The organism is Rhodopirellula bahusiensis, assembly GCF_002727185.1.
GTDB lineage: Bacteria > Planctomycetota > Planctomycetia > Pirellulales > Pirellulaceae > Rhodopirellula > Rhodopirellula bahusiensis.
The window spans coordinates 506,245-520,072 of record NZ_NIZW01000002.1; the positions used below are offsets into that span (position 1 = coordinate 506,245).

Sequence of the window (13,828 nt, forward strand, 5' to 3'; positions counted from 1 at the left end):
GCAGCAACAGTTGCCTATGGCACGTTCGGTTCGTTGCTCGCGGGAGCAAATGGATCCTCGATCCGAGAATCAAGAAATTCGGTGAATTCATTTGATAGGTGTGGCCAGCCTGCTTTTTCAAGGCAGTTGCGAAACTCAAGGTGCTCGAGCGTTTCGCTCGGAGTTCGCTTTGGTTTTTCGTTTGGAGGCAGCTCGGGTGCTAGCTGTCCGTTCATCAGAACCGGATAGTGGATGTAGCGGGTAGTGGCTCCCGGGTACGAATAGCCGCCCGGACCCTTAAACAGAGACGCATCATACGGACCCTTGTACGTTACTAGCCAGTAGAAGCGATTCTCATCCGCTGAAACGAGCACGGCACGGTGAAACGCCCACGCGTGCAGGTTGCCGAATCCAGTGAACTTTGTTCGTTCGTGTCGGGTCTTTGCAATCTGGATCGCCTTGGCAACGTCGCAAGGAATCGGCTCCTCACCGACGTTCCATTTCGGCGTTTTCGCCAAGATTTCTGGCGTGACTGAGAATGCGGTGGTCGTTCCGTAAACCTTGAATTCATCTGCAGAGGAGTGCGTTTTCAATAGCAACGCCATCATTGCGAAAATGCCAATCTTCAAGACGTATAATTTCATAGGTCGTCGGCGGCGTAAAAGTTTGGATTTGTTGGGCGGCATCTCAAGTGCGGACCTCGGTCCGAGAGAAGTGCGTCACCATTGGATACGCAGTGGTCGGCTCGCAGCGGTCGACAGAGTCAATCGCATCCCAAATCTTCGACGAAGCGTTGTTCCGGATAGATTCGGTCGTAATCGATATCCAGTTGTTCCGCAATGATTCGACGAACTCTGAGTGCACGTTCTCGATCGACGCCCGGCGAACATCGCCGGATGAATTCATCTTCTGAGATGGGTGGCCATTCGTCATTGGGCGGGAAGGAAAAGGTCGCGTTCCAGAACGCCAGTCCGGCGGTTGCGGCACGCACGAGGCCGAGTCGAAACTGCATGGCGAAGATCTCAATTGGAATGATTTCGTTTTCTCTCAACACTTTCGTAGTGTGCCTTGTCATAATTAGCGGTTCGGCGCTGCAGCACCGTCTGACGATAAGTTGTTTGTCGGCCAAATAGAAAGGGGCGGAGCCATTTCGTGCGACCATCGCAGATCACCATCGCGTGCAGCGCATTGCGATCCCATCATTCATCGCGCCGTAGCTATCGCCAACAGTTCCGTTTCGTCGGTTTGCTCGAGACCAAGGATTGCGACGTAGGGATCACCAGGCAATCCAAGGGTTTCGGCAAATGCAGGTTCAGTTTTCATTCCCGACCGTTTCAACGCCGACACCGCTGGTCTTAGATCAGGAGACAACGCAAGCAACCGCTGTTCAATCCGAAAGTGCCGTACGCCCCACTGGCTATTCGTCGGGATTGGTTGGCAGAAGATCTCAAAGTCCCATCCGTACGCATTGAATTGAACAATGACAAGCGATGTCGATATCGCTTTCAGGTACATCAATTCCAAGCGGTGGTGTTCCAAACACGCTCGGATCAAAAGGCCGCAAACTTGCAAACAAGCCGAGGTTCTCAATTGCGTCTTTGTACGTGATTCGCATTGAAGAAACATCAAGTGAAACAACTTCGTGCATCACCGAGCCGACTTTGGCCCCGCGAAAGCAAGCCAAGCAGAGACCGGAAGCGCGAACGCTGCGTAAGTGAATGACAGGATGGTAATTGGACGATTCCCTTGTGGAGGTCCCCAGGAGTTGTAGTTTATCAAGAATACGATTAGCGAAGCGAACGCGATTGCGGAACCGCCAAAAACCATTGCAGCATGATCGCGATTTCGGAGTGCGAGAATAGCGATGACCAGTCCAACGAGCGAGAAGATTGGACCAGAACCGATAATGGTCTCGTGCCGGTAAGCTTCGACGGCGAGTGAGGTGACTATCACAATTGCTTGCAGCACAATGAGCCGACGCATCCAGGGAGCCCGAGCTGGTACCCTGTCAACTAGGGCTGCATCGCAAACCGACGCAGACGCCGCGTACGGATTTGGATCGTGCGATTTGGCGGCAAATGAAATGGCCGTGGTTCCTTGGGGTGTCGAGGCATTTCAGTCGGGGGATGTCACGCGTAACCGGGAATGCATCGAAAAGTCTTTACAGGCTAAACCGCTCAGGACGCGTGCGCCGGGGCACGTTGTGGTTGACCGTCGATGTGAATTGAAATCCGAGACGCAATGAAATACGTCAGCGAGGAAGTAACGTTGGCTCGTCGCTTGAACGCTGCCTAGCGAACATGATCGCCGTAGCCGCGAGTGTGAGCAGCGCGCCGACAGTCATGGTGGCCCAGATGGTGTTGTGAGGAAAAGCGATGTCCTCGGGAAGCACAGAGCGATAGGGTGCCATGCTGAGGTAGCCGTGGCATACGCCGACAACGCCAATGATCGCTGGCAAGAAGACAATCCAACGTGATTTCAAAACCGCACCATTAGGCGCGTTCAACAGATCGTTCGCCAAAGCCGAGGCAATCGCAAAGATCCCGGTTGTGAACAGGAGGATTCCGTAAAGCGCCCCCATGCTACTAACGGTATCGGCGATGAATGACGATGGCAGCATGTTCGCAAGGGCGAAAGTCGCAATGCCACCGAAGCCGGACAGGATCAACAGTCGTGGAAGTCTCATAGTATTTCCTAAGCGAGAAGGCAGTTGGAGCAATTGACTATAAGTAGGATAGCTGCAGCAATCACCAAGTGCGGCCAATGTGTTTTCAATTTGCGACCGCCCGATGCGGCGTTTCAGTGTGATGCACGATGCTGCCTATTCGCCATTGTTGGGTGACGTGACAGGCTTTTGAGGTGGTGGCCCAATGATGACGGCCACGTAGGCCATCGGCTGCTCGCCCTGAGCTGGCCTTTTCTCTCCGCTGACAGATATAATACAGCACGGGCTCAACTGCTCGAGTCCCAGGTTCATCCGCCAGTGTGGCTCTCGCCTCATATCCTGAGGCTGGCGACCAGCCAACAACGCTCACCAGCACGCGTCCGTTTCTGCGTTCAGGAATGTCTCCGCCGACAGGGCAAAAGGGGTGTTTGCCGTCAAGACGACCATCCCATACGTCATTGTCGACGATATCGTCTTCAAGCAGCCCGTCACAAACAGGCACCCAGTCTGTGACAGCGAAATACCCGGTCTTGCCCAGCTCTTTGAGTTGCTCGGCAACCCAGGACTCGACGACGGGTCCATTTTGCTTCGGAGTCCGATCGGTGACCGGGATGATCACCTTGACGAACACCTGGTTAAATCGCTGCCGTGCGATCAACTCTGGCGTCGGATTCTGGGCGGGTAGCTCAGAAGCAAAGGTCGTGAGCGTGTAGAAAACGAGCGGGACGGCAAAGCTGCGAAATCTCATCCTGATCCTCATCGTGCATGGGTGACAGATTTCTGACAGAACGGAGTCGTCACGGAGCACCGCCAGCGTGTTTCCATTTGTAAAATCGCTATGTCGTGCTTCGGTGCACGGCATGATTTTGTGCAAATTCAATCGAGTTCCGGGAGGCACTCGCGTCGATATCCGCTTGGGAGTTCAGGCCACCATTGCGAACGCCAGGTGTCGATCGGTTCCCAGTCGCTGACCGGAGAAAGTTCGCACGACGTGATGCTGTCGTCCGCACTTTCCGAGTCAAACGTAGTAGACGATTGTAAGGCTTCGTCGTCAGACAAAGCAAACGGTTTCGCGGCAATAGTAGTCGGTGCCAAATTCCGAACGCACGAAATTCAGTGCGTCACGCCAATGACTTGTGCCGTCAACGGTGAAGTCGAACTGGCCGATGTAAGAATAAGAAGTAGGGACGGGGCATAGATAGAGCCTGGCAGCCAAGACCTCCGTCCCCTTTGATCTTGCCCGGACTGCCTACATCGCAAAGCCAAGTACCGCGAGTGAAGGACGACCATCGCGGATATATGGAGACTCGACGGATGTTGCGAGCTTGGCGTGTTCCAAAGAACGCTGCCAAATGTTTTCTGGTATCGATCGCATTAGGGAATCAATCCTTTTGCTATCCGAACAAATCAGAGCAGGGACAATCGGATTGAAATCTCGGAAACGATCATGTGAATTCGGACCTGGTGGAATTCGTGGGTCAGAGCGACCGTCCAGCGGATAGACATTCACCACGAGGATCCGTTGGCCTCTTTTCCATGATGCAACACCGGGCCAGTCTTTGTTCATTTCCAAGAGCACAACCGCGTCAAGTTCGATGGAGTACGCAGCCACCATTGGGCGCTTTACAGAGACAACCCACCCCGCGTCGACATCACCAATGTGCAAGGCTTGGGATAAACCGGTGTAGCCAGTGTGTTTTCCGGAAGTTGCGATCATGATGTCTTTGGCCATCGCAGTGAAACCGAATTTCTCCGGTTCGATTTGCCTCCAAAGATCTTTTGACAGTTTCAGTTTCGCAGGGTTGGACGACTTGGGTTTGCTTTTGAACACGGTTTTGTTTGGCGAGAGGAGAGGCGATGAGCCCGAGGGGCTCCAGTCATCGTTGTACAGGGAAAGGAACGCAGCCCATCAAACAACCTCCATATTGGTGTTTGAATAGATGTCGATCGTTTGGTCAGTCATGGGCCTGCCACTCCTCGCAACCGGCGAAAAGCACTGCGACGAAGCAGATCGCCAGGAGGCTTCGCGTCTGTGTGCCATTGGGTGTTAGCCACGGTTCCCATGCACGACCGGAGCGATCACGCAAATGGCTCATGAAATTCATTCCAATCATTTCTGCAGCCCTGCTTATCCAGCCAGGGCGATGAGTATCGGCATTCCGATTAGAACCAAAGTTTGACTCGGAAAAGGGGACGGACTCGGAAAAGGGGACGGGGGTCAATTGGCGTGATGCGTTGTTTTTGACCCCCGTCCCCTTTTCTTGGCTGTTGCAATAGTAGTCGGCGCCAAATTCCGAACGCACGAGATTCAGTGTGTCACGCCAATGACTTGTGCCGTCAACGGTGAAGTCGAACTGGCAGATGTAAGAATAGGAAGAAGGGGCGGGCATAGATAGAGCCTGGCAGCCAAGATGACCTCCGTGCCCTTTGATCTTGCCCGGACTGCTTACATTGCAAAGCCAAGTACCGCGAGTGACGGACGACCATCGCGGATATATGGAGACTCGACGGATGTTGCGAGCTTGGCGTGTTCCAAAGAACGCTGCCAAATGTTTTCTGGTATCGATCGCATTAGGGAATCAATCCTTTTGCTATCCGAACAAATCAGAGCAGGGACAATCGGATTGAAATCTCGGAAACGATCATGTGAATTCGGACCTGGTGGAATTCGTGGGTCAGAGCGACCGTCCAGCGGATAGACATTCACCACGAGGATCCGTTGGCCTCTTTTCCATGATGCAACACCGGGCCAGTCTTTGTTCATTTCCAAGAGCACAACCGCGTCAAGTTCGATGGAGTACGCAGCCACCATTGGGCGCTTTACAGAGACAACCCACCCCGCGTCGACATCACCAATGTGCAAGGCTTGGGATAAACCGGTGTAGCCAGTGTGTTTTCCGGAAGTTGCGATCATGATGTCTTTGGCCATCGCAGTGAAACCGAATTTCTCCGGTTCGATTTGCCTCCAAAGATCTTTTGACAGTTTCAGTTTCGCAGGGTTGGACGACTTGGGTTTGCTTTTGAACACGGTTTTGTTTGGCGAGAGGAGAGGCGATGAGCCCGAGGGGCTCCAGTCATCGTTGTACAGGGAAAGGAACGCAGCCCATCAAACAACCTCCATATTGGTGTTTGAATAGATGTCGATCGTTTGGTCAGTCATGGGCCTGCCACTCCTCGCAACCGGCGAAAAGCACTGCGACGAAGCAGATCGCCAGGAGGCTTCGCGTCTGTGTGCCATTGGGTGTTAGCCACGGTTCCCATGCACGACCGGAGCGATCACGCAAATGGCTCATGAAATTCATTCCAATCATTTCTGCAGCCCTGCTTATCCAGCCAGGGCGATGAGTATCGGCATGCCGATTAGAACCAAAGTTTGGAGTGCCATCATAAACCAGTAGGGGCCCGGTGAAGTGCGTCGGTCGATCAAAGCGTTGTCGCCAAGCAAGCCTGCGACTGCGGCTAAGAAAAAAGGGCGGGGGTCAGTGATAGAGCCTGGCAGTCAGCAAGACCTCCGTGCCCTTTGATCTCGCCTTGCGGTGAAACTGAATCACTCTGGATTGTCTCGCCGCTGCTGTTCGATCAGCTCAGCGATATCGTCCATCGAGAAAGACATCAAAGGAACTCCTCTGAACTTTTCCCCGCCGCGTTCACGTGCAGACGCTTCCGAAAGTACAGCGTTCGTGAACTGTTGTACGCCAAACTTGGATTCGAGAGACTGCGTGTAGAGTGCTTCGGCAAGCAGATCTGCCGTAAGATTTCCTCCCGACAAGGCCTCACCAACGGTTGTATCTGGATCGACACTTTCGATGTCAGTTTTGGCGAAGTCTGCCGTGAACGTACAGACTTCCAAGACCAACCCAACCTTGCCTTTGGGCTCTTCGTCGGAACATCCAATGCACTGCAAAAACAAGACCAACAATACCGTAAAAAGTCTGGCAAATCGTATCATTTGATCTGGTGGCAATATTGGTTGGACGAATGCTAGCCGTAACCGGGTCGCGTCGAGAAAGTTAACCATTGTTAAAACGCTTGGCACGCGACTCCGGTACACGGAAATGTTATTTGCCGTTGTGAATTCAAATCTGTGAATTCAGAAGGGCGTTCACATAAGGTCAAATTTGAAGGCCAAGTACACGCCCAGCCAAATGATGCAAAGTTGCAACACATTGAGCAATACGGAGCCACCAACATATCCTAAATGGGAAGCGAAATCGTTTCCAAGCCGGAACGAAGCAATAATCGCGAGCAACTGTCCGCCAACCCAGTATGTAATCCCTGGTTCAGGGACCGAGAACAACGTTAACTCGATCGCTAACGACACCAGCGGCGACCACGATCCCAGCAACCAAGCGAAAAGCCAGGCCCGGGATTTAGTTGTTGCGTCTTGTGCTGCGGTCGGCCGCGGCGGCTCGTATGGCGATGTCGTTGGAATCTCGGTTCGATCTTGGGTGGATAGCGACGGAAGTAAGATGGACCGACGCGATTCAATGGCGTAACGGCTAGCGTAACCGGGCGGCGGCGGTTGACGTTGACTTCAAATTCCGCGTGATCCGCCGCTCCGGTTCACGCAATTGTTCACCCTCGATTCGTTCACTTCGATTCTTCGTTGGGGGCTTTCATGAACGCAGCAGGAATGAGCGACCCGTTCTTCAGCAGAGGTTCGGACTTTACCCGCTTACGTCTTTTTGGCGGTGCAGCAAGTGTAAATGTGATGACGCACCAGAGCTTGTCATCGTCCCGCCGAATTTCCGTAGGGCGCTGGCGATGGTTGCCTGCGACACACACGGTCAGCCTATCCCGATCTATTTGATAGATGCATTGCGCAATCAATGATTCAAGGCCGACATTCCATACATCGAGCGAGCTATCGGGTTCCGAGACGGCAGCCGAATATCGACTCTCGCTGGGCCTGCGATCCAATAAGTCCACTCGATAGCGTCCGTCAGGTGTAAATTCGACGTACTCTCCCGGAAGTCCTCCGATCAATGAGACGGTCTTGCCCACGATCATGTCCGTAGACATTACACGCCAGGATCCGAGCAAGGCGGGGTCACTCGGTGAATCAGGGGAATTCGACGGCATGGTCACGTTGAGGGCGAACGTCAGTGATCACGGGGTTGCGGCCAATCAACTCAAACTCACGAAAAGACGACGCCCGCAACTCCCGTTCATCACATGGTTCTGCCATGCTTTGTGTCAGACGAGACAGCCACAGTCAACGATTTGCCAGTGGTTCACCAGGACATCGATACCATGCTCTTCATCAAGTTGGGTCGAGAACGAAACTATGAATCGACTGTGGGATTCTGGGTCGTCTTCAATGTCATCGATTAGGCAGCAAGGAGAGTGCATCAGTCTCGCAACCGCGTCGTGCGACCAATGGTCAATGACACCGGAAAAGTCGACGCCATGGTCACGGCGAAGCCCGTCGAAAAACTTGAAAACGGCATTCAGTGCATCACTCTTCAATGAATGTTCGTAAGTGACGATTCGTCGGACCAAATCAAGTTTGCGTTCGCTAGGTGTAATGGACTCAGCGAACAATTGGAATCCGAGCGGACCATCCAAAATGCGGCATTCGATGTCGCCAGTCCATTCTGTAAACGGATGGGAAATGTTTTTTCCGTCGACTTTAGTTGAGATCGTGGCGGATGTGTCCTCGCATGTAAGCACGAGCTGTGTCGGATCAACAACAATCGATGCTGGTACTGGTTGGCGACGTTCGCCAAAGATCGCATTCCGTAGTTGTTTCAACATTAAGTGAATTGATTGGCAGAACGTTACACATCACCGAGTCGGGACGGTTGATGTTCCATTTGAAAATGCCCGCAAGCCCGACTTCGGTGCATGTGATGGTTACCCGCCGTTTGCCGACACCGCCAGCGAGCAGAGTGTCGAAATAAAGTTGCGAGCATCAAGTATACCGTGGAACGCTTCCGGAACGTCCGGAAGTTCAGGGATCGTTGTCGCCATTACTTCGTTGGTCGCCGACAAACGAATTACGACATCCGTGTCAGCGTAGCCAAACGATCGAACTTGTATCGGAAACGGGTTAGCAAATGGAAGCCCCGGTAGAATGACGTTGTCAAGATGAACCGACGCCCCGTAGCAGTAGTGCTTCGGCTGGCAATCGTAGATGAATACCAGCGAAAGTATTCCTCCTGCCTCAAATAGTTGTGTTGGGGGACCAAGAAGTGATTCAACATCCGATGCAGTCATTCCAACAGTGACGTTGCGGGCAGTGTCGGCGTACCGCTGTTGTTGAGCCAGATCGGCTGATCCTGAGATCAGCAAGAATGCAAACCAGACCGCAGATATTGAATCAGGGATGAACATGAATCTTCAGTCGGGTAACAATGGATTCAACCCTACTCACTAGGGTCGTATTCGGGGAATCGCGTGATACGAGGCCAGTGAGTTGGGGTGTTTGAGCAATATCACTTGACTCACTGGCGCGTTGGAAATCTTAGACGTTTCACATGGCTGCTGCGACTCTACCATTTGAGGGGGTATTCAGGCGAGGCTGGCAGATCAATTGGCAAGGCTTGGTTGGTATCCGCGCTGACCGGAGTTGCACTTGCAGGAAGAATGAGCGGGCTGTGTTGCCTTGCTGACGCTGCGGGTTGGGATGCGGAGATGCGGCGCGAAAACGCCGTGGTTTGCAGGCTCGGTATTAGGTGGCGCGAGCGTAGTTGAGGTCCGAATTCTTGGCGAATTCGGCTACGGATTTAGCCTTGCTGGCGCGGCGGGTTGGGAATGTTAGGCCGGGGAGGCCTTGCTTGCGCTGCGGGTTGGGTTGCGGAGCTGCGGCGAGAAGATGCCGTGACTTGCGGGCTCGGTGCGGGTTGGGGCGAGGGGTAGTCGCGGTCCGAATTCTTGGCGAATCCGGCTACGGGTTGAGCCTTGCTTACGCGGCGGGTTGGGAATGGTAGGCCGGAGAGGCCTTGCTTACGCGGCGGGTTGGGAACGAGAGGTCGGCTGCGGTTGGGTGCCGGTCAGGCGATGATCTCGTGGATGGGGCGTACGTGTTCGACTCCGACGAGCTTTTGATCGAGGCCGCCGTAGAAGTAGGACAGGTGGTTGGGATCAAGGCCCATTTGATGCAGGATCGTGGCGTGCAGGTTGCGAACGTGCAGCGGGTTTTCGACCGCCGCAGCACCGAGCTCGTCAGTGGTGCCGTGGCTGATGCCGCCTTTGATTCCTCCGCCCGCCATCCACATGGTGAATCCGTAGGCGTTGTGATCTCGGCCGCTGCCGTTGGCGTATTCCGCGGTGGGTTGGCGGCCAAATTCGCCGCCCCAAACGACCAAGGTTTCGTCCAGCATGCCGGTTCGTTTCAGATCGGCCAGCAACGCAGCGATCGGTTGATCAGTCGCGCCGGCGTGTTTGTTGTGGTTGATTTCCAAGTCGCCGTGAGCGTCCCAGTTGTCGTCGTTGTGGGCGCCGCCGCTGTAGAGCTGGATGAACCGAACGCCACGCTGTGCCAAGCGACGTGCAAGCAAGCAGCGTTTGCCGAAGGCTTGCGTCTTGGGATTGTTGACGCCGTACATCGAAAGCGTTTCTTCGGTTTCGTCCGAGAGGTCAACGGCTTCCGGTGCAGCGGACTGCATTCGGTACGCCAGTTCGTAACTGGAGATTCGCGAGGCCAAGGGTTCTTCGCCGACGTGTTGGACGAGGTGGCGACGGTTGGCATCTTGAATTGAATCGATCAAACGACGTTGCAATCCAGGCGGGAAATCCGAAGGCGGGTTCAAGTCGAGAATCGGATTGCCTTCCGTGCGGAACACGGTGCCCTGGTAGGTCGCAGGCATGTAACCGCTGGACCAGTTTTTGGCTCCGCTGATGGGACCGCCGGTTGGGTCGAGCATCACGACGAAGCCGGGCATGTTTTGATTTTCACTGCCGAGTCCGTACGTCAGCCATGATCCCAGGGCCGGTGAGCCTGACAGGATTTTGCCGCTGTTCATCATCAGCATGGCGGAACCGTGAATCGGCGAGTCCGCGGTCAACGAATGCAGGAACGCGATGTCGTCGACGTGCTTGGCGACATTGGGGAACAGCGTGCTGACCATTTTGCCGCACTCACCGTGGGGAGCGAAATCCCAGCGAGGTTCAACGATTCGGCCGCCGGCTTTGTGTCCGCCGCGTCCGAACGTTTTGACATCGACGGTCTTGCCATCCATGCCCTTCATGGCGGGTTTGTGATCGAACGTGTCGATGTGGCTGGGGCCGCCATACATGAACAGGAAGATCACCGTCTTGGCTTTGGGAGCGAAGTGCGGTGGTTTGACCGCCATCGGTCCGGCTGAGCCGGCGACTTGGGAGGCGGGTGACGCCGAAGCGTGTGGCAACAATCCATCGGACGCCAGCATCGAACTCAGCGCTGCGGCACCGAACCCACATCCCGTTTCCCAAACGAATTCGCGACGGGTGCGACCACAGAAATTACCTGAATGGCTTGATCGAGATGCGTTCATGGCGTGGTGGTGAGGCAGGAGGTGAGATGAAAGGCGGGGGCGAACGATCGCAAAGAACCGTTGACGCGGGTTCTTAGTCAGTCGCCGCCGTCCCATTGTAGACGACTTTTGCGAATGGAGGCAATCGTTTCGTGAAAAATCCGGCTGCGGGGGCATCACTTGGTCGGGTTTGAGTGCGTTAAACTGCTGGCAAAATCACTTTGCCCCTCCCACCTCGAGTCCCGCCTTGTCCGCCTCCAAGTCACTTTCTTTCCCCGCGAATCCGGCCCCCACCGCTCTGAAAGAGTTTTCGCTGACGTTGCAGTCCGAGTCCTATCGCTACCGGACGCCGATGAAGTTCGGCGGGCGAGTGGTGGAAGAGGTCACGGTTTTGACCGCGGAGTGCATCGCGAAAAACCAAGCCGGCCAGTCCGCCGACGGCGACCAGATCGGCGTGGGAAGCATGACGATGGGGGTGACTTGGGCGTGGCCCGACGCGTCGCTCACCGATGACACCAAGTTGGAAGTCGTTTTGGAACTGGCCAGCCGAATGGCCGCGCAAGTGAACGAGGCATCGGGAACGCTCTCCGGGCATCCGATGGAAATTTGTCTTCAACTTGCCAGTCAGCGAGACGAGTTGGTTGCAGCGGTCGCGGCCGGGCACGAGTTGACGGCCCCGATTCCAGAGCTAGCGATTTTGTTGGCCGCGTCGCCGATTGAAGCGGCGTTGTTTGACGCTCACGGAAAAGCGGCCGGGCAGAGCAGTTACAGCTTGCTGTCGGCGGAGCATCTTCCACCGGATTTGGCCGAGATGACTGGCGACGATCGCTACGCGGGTTTGCGACTGGACCAATTCATCTCGTCCTCGCCGGTCGCGACGCTGCCGCTGTATCACCTGGTCGGGGCGTTGGACCCGTTGACGGAGGCTGAATTGACGACGCCTGTCGGCGATGGGTTGCCGGAAACGCTCGGTGAGTGGATCACTCGCAATGAGTTGACTCATTTGAAGATCAAGCTGAACGGCGACGATGCGGATTGGGATTTCCGCCGTGTTCGTGATATCAACACGGTTGCCAATGAGACGACGGATCGGGGTGCGTCGACGGGCAAGCCGTGGTGGTTCTCGTTGGATTTCAACGAGCGCTGCGAGGACGAAGCGTATGTGTTGGGGTTGTTGGATCGTTTGGAATCGGAGTGCCCGGAAGCTTTCGAGCGGATCCAGTACATCGAACAGCCGACGCATCGTGATTTGAAACGGCCGAACGCGGTGACGATGCATCAAGCGGCGGCGAGGATCCCGGTGGTGATCGATGAATCACTGACGGGATTGGAGAGTCTGCACCTGGCGGTCTCGCAAGGTTATAGCGGCATCGCGCTGAAGGCTTGCAAGGGGCATGCGGAAGCGTTGTTGCTGGGGGCGGTCGCGGTGCACGAGAATTTGTTCTTGTGCGTGCAAGATTTGACGTGTGTGGGAGCGTCGCTGCTGCACTCGGCGTCGCTGTCGGCGCATATTCCTGGCGTGGCCGCGGTGGAGAGCAATGGACGGCAGTATTGCCCGGAGGGCAACGCGGAATGGATGGCGAAGTTCGGGCCGATGTTTGAGGTCAAAGGCGGCAGCGTGCCGACTAGCTGTCTGGACGGGCCGGGGCTTGGGTATTGAACGCGGTGGGATCTGAATTCTTGGCGAATCCGGCTGCGGAGTTGAGGGGCGGGGCCTTGCTGACGCGGCGGGTTATGAATCGAAGCGTGCGGCCTTGCGGACGCGGCGCGTTGCGATGGAGGGGCAGTGGTGGTCCGAATTCTTGGCGAATCCGGCTGCGGGCTTTGCTAAGCAACGCGGCGGCGGGTGCTTCTTGTTGAGGTGGTGCTGGTTGCTGAGCCGGGGACGGTCAGGGATTTGATCCGGTCGAGGGCGTTGGCCATCGCGACTCCGTCTCGGAAGCGTTTGAGTGGTTTGGGATCCATCGATTTGCGGATCCAGTCCACGAACTCTTGGTTCAACCCACGACGCAGTTTGGCGTACGACGGCAACGGTGCTTCGAAGGGATACTCCGGCAAAGCACCTGACAACATCCGGTAGATCACGAGCCCGAGTGAAAATACATCGCTGCGATAGGTCGGTTTGCCCATCGCTTGTTCGGGTGCGATGTAGCCAAGCGTTCCGGAGGCAGAAACGGCGTGACGTCCACGTTCGATCCGCGCCAATCCAAAGTCTGTCAAGCAGATCTTGGAGTTGGGGAACAGGATGAAGTTCTCGGGTTTGATGTCTCGGTGCAGGATGCGACGCTCGTGTGCGTAGGCCACGGCGGATGTCATTTGACGGACGTAATCCAGCGTGGTCGCGCGAGCCATGCGGCGACCAAGTCGATCGTGCAACGTTTCTTCGCCCAGCGGGAATACCATGACGAAGTGGCCGTCGATGTAGCGAGCGTCCTTGAGAGGCAAAATGCTCTCATGCGACAAGCTCGCCATGATGCGAACTTCGCGTTGCAGGTCGTCGGCAGATTGGTGATCGCTCGAAGCGTGAGACTCCGGGATTTTCAACGCCACATCGCGATCTTCGATCGTATCATGGGCGGAGTAGACGGTCGCAAATCCACCTTCGCCAAGTTTTTTGACGAGCCGGTATTTGTCCAACCGCATCCCGACGCGAAGACGACGCGTCGAGTCGCTGGGGTCCATCACCAATTTCAAACGTGCCGTCACGGGCGTTGCCTCAAAAGAGAAA

The 13,828-nt window shown here is 55.3% G+C and carries 13 protein-coding genes and 1 pseudogene; 1 reads left to right on the top strand and 13 read right to left on the bottom strand.

Annotation, left to right across the window (positions count from 1 at the left end):
- Nucleotides 1-14: 14 nt before the first annotated feature.
- From CEE69_RS04570 to CEE69_RS04645, 12 genes and pseudogenes are all read right to left on the bottom strand, one after another.
- Entirely contained in the window at nt 15-623 is a 609-nt protein-coding gene (locus CEE69_RS04570) for a hypothetical protein (RefSeq protein ID WP_099259528.1), read from the bottom strand.
- Between the two features lie 119 nt (nt 624-742).
- A complete protein-coding gene (locus CEE69_RS04575; RefSeq protein WP_143549145.1) occupies nt 743-991 on the bottom strand; it encodes a hypothetical protein in 249 nt (82 codons plus the stop codon).
- A gap of 191 nt (nt 992-1,182) precedes the next feature.
- Nucleotides 1,183-1,627: pseudogene (locus tag CEE69_RS04580) on the bottom strand (DUF4269 domain-containing protein).
- 603 nt (nt 1,628-2,230) lie between these two features.
- Nucleotides 2,231-2,647 carry a hypothetical protein gene (locus CEE69_RS04585; RefSeq protein ID WP_158230956.1) on the bottom strand — a complete coding sequence of 139 codons (417 nt, stop codon included), beginning with the start codon at nt 2,645-2,647 and terminating at the stop codon, nt 2,231-2,233.
- Between the two features lie 103 nt (nt 2,648-2,750).
- Nucleotides 2,751-3,392 carry a hypothetical protein gene (locus CEE69_RS04590; RefSeq protein WP_233214719.1) on the bottom strand — a complete coding sequence of 214 codons (642 nt, stop codon included), beginning with the start codon at nt 3,390-3,392 and terminating at the stop codon, nt 2,751-2,753.
- 501 nt (nt 3,393-3,893) lie between these two features.
- Nucleotides 3,894-4,019, bottom strand: a complete 126-nt coding sequence (locus tag CEE69_RS33455) for a hypothetical protein (RefSeq protein WP_261341334.1) — start codon at nt 4,017-4,019, stop codon at nt 3,894-3,896.
- 1,071 nt (nt 4,020-5,090) lie between these two features.
- Nucleotides 5,091-5,216: a hypothetical protein gene (locus tag CEE69_RS33460; protein WP_261341334.1), complete on the bottom strand. Its 126-nt coding sequence runs from the start codon at nt 5,214-5,216 to the stop codon at nt 5,091-5,093.
- A gap of 975 nt (nt 5,217-6,191) precedes the next feature.
- A complete protein-coding gene (locus CEE69_RS04620) occupies nt 6,192-6,593 on the bottom strand; it encodes a hypothetical protein (protein ID WP_143549148.1) in 402 nt (133 codons plus the stop codon).
- A gap of 641 nt (nt 6,594-7,234) precedes the next feature.
- The gene (locus tag CEE69_RS04630) at nt 7,235-7,666 is read right to left on the bottom strand and encodes a hypothetical protein (RefSeq protein ID WP_099259536.1); all 432 of its coding nucleotides are present in this window, start codon (nt 7,664-7,666) and stop codon (nt 7,235-7,237) included.
- 174 nt (nt 7,667-7,840) lie between these two features.
- Nucleotides 7,841-8,401 (bottom strand): hypothetical protein, encoded by a 561-nt coding sequence (locus CEE69_RS04635; protein ID WP_099259537.1) that lies wholly within the window; start codon nt 8,399-8,401, stop codon nt 7,841-7,843.
- Nucleotides 8,402-8,500: 99 nt separating this feature from the next.
- On the bottom strand, nt 8,501-8,980 hold the full coding sequence (locus tag CEE69_RS04640) for a hypothetical protein (protein WP_099259538.1): 480 nt from the start codon (nt 8,978-8,980) through the stop codon (nt 8,501-8,503).
- A gap of 659 nt (nt 8,981-9,639) precedes the next feature.
- On the bottom strand, nt 9,640-11,121 hold the full coding sequence (locus CEE69_RS04645) for a DUF1501 domain-containing protein (protein ID WP_099259539.1): 1,482 nt from the start codon (nt 11,119-11,121) through the stop codon (nt 9,640-9,642).
- A 226-nt stretch (nt 11,122-11,347) separates the two neighbouring features.
- Between CEE69_RS04645 and CEE69_RS04650 the strand changes: the two genes are divergently transcribed.
- Nucleotides 11,348-12,760 (top strand): mandelate racemase/muconate lactonizing enzyme family protein, encoded by a 1,413-nt coding sequence (locus CEE69_RS04650; RefSeq protein ID WP_099259540.1) that lies wholly within the window; start codon nt 11,348-11,350, stop codon nt 12,758-12,760.
- 167 nt (nt 12,761-12,927) lie between these two features.
- Here the strand turns inward: CEE69_RS04650 and CEE69_RS04655 are convergent, their stop codons facing one another.
- A complete protein-coding gene (locus tag CEE69_RS04655; protein WP_099259541.1) occupies nt 12,928-13,806 on the bottom strand; it encodes a serine/threonine-protein kinase in 879 nt (292 codons plus the stop codon).
- Nucleotides 13,807-13,828 lie beyond the last annotated feature (22 nt).

Excerpts from the sequence above, each read along its gene's own strand:
- CEE69_RS04570 (WP_099259528.1), bottom strand. The coding sequence starts at position 623 with ATGAAATTATACGTCTTGAAGATTGGCATTTTCGCAATGATGGCGTTG.
- CEE69_RS04575 (WP_143549145.1), bottom strand. The coding sequence starts at position 991 with ATGCAGTTTCGACTCGGCCTCGTGCGTGCCGCAACCGCCGGACTGGCG.
- CEE69_RS04590 (WP_233214719.1), bottom strand. The coding sequence starts at position 3,392 with ATGAGATTTCGCAGCTTTGCCGTCCCGCTCGTTTTCTACACGCTCACG.
- CEE69_RS33455 (WP_261341334.1), bottom strand. The coding sequence starts at position 4,019 with ATGCGATCGATACCAGAAAACATTTGGCAGCGTTCTTTGGAACACGCC.
- CEE69_RS33460 (WP_261341334.1), bottom strand. The coding sequence starts at position 5,216 with ATGCGATCGATACCAGAAAACATTTGGCAGCGTTCTTTGGAACACGCC.
- CEE69_RS04620 (WP_143549148.1), bottom strand. The coding sequence starts at position 6,593 with ATGATACGATTTGCCAGACTTTTTACGGTATTGTTGGTCTTGTTTTTG.
- CEE69_RS04630 (WP_099259536.1), bottom strand. The coding sequence starts at position 7,666 with ATGTCTACGGACATGATCGTGGGCAAGACCGTCTCATTGATCGGAGGA.
- CEE69_RS04635 (WP_099259537.1), bottom strand. The coding sequence starts at position 8,401 with ATGTTGAAACAACTACGGAATGCGATCTTTGGCGAACGTCGCCAACCA.
- CEE69_RS04640 (WP_099259538.1), bottom strand. The coding sequence starts at position 8,980 with ATGTTCATCCCTGATTCAATATCTGCGGTCTGGTTTGCATTCTTGCTG.
- CEE69_RS04645 (WP_099259539.1), bottom strand. The coding sequence starts at position 11,121 with ATGAACGCATCTCGATCAAGCCATTCAGGTAATTTCTGTGGTCGCACC.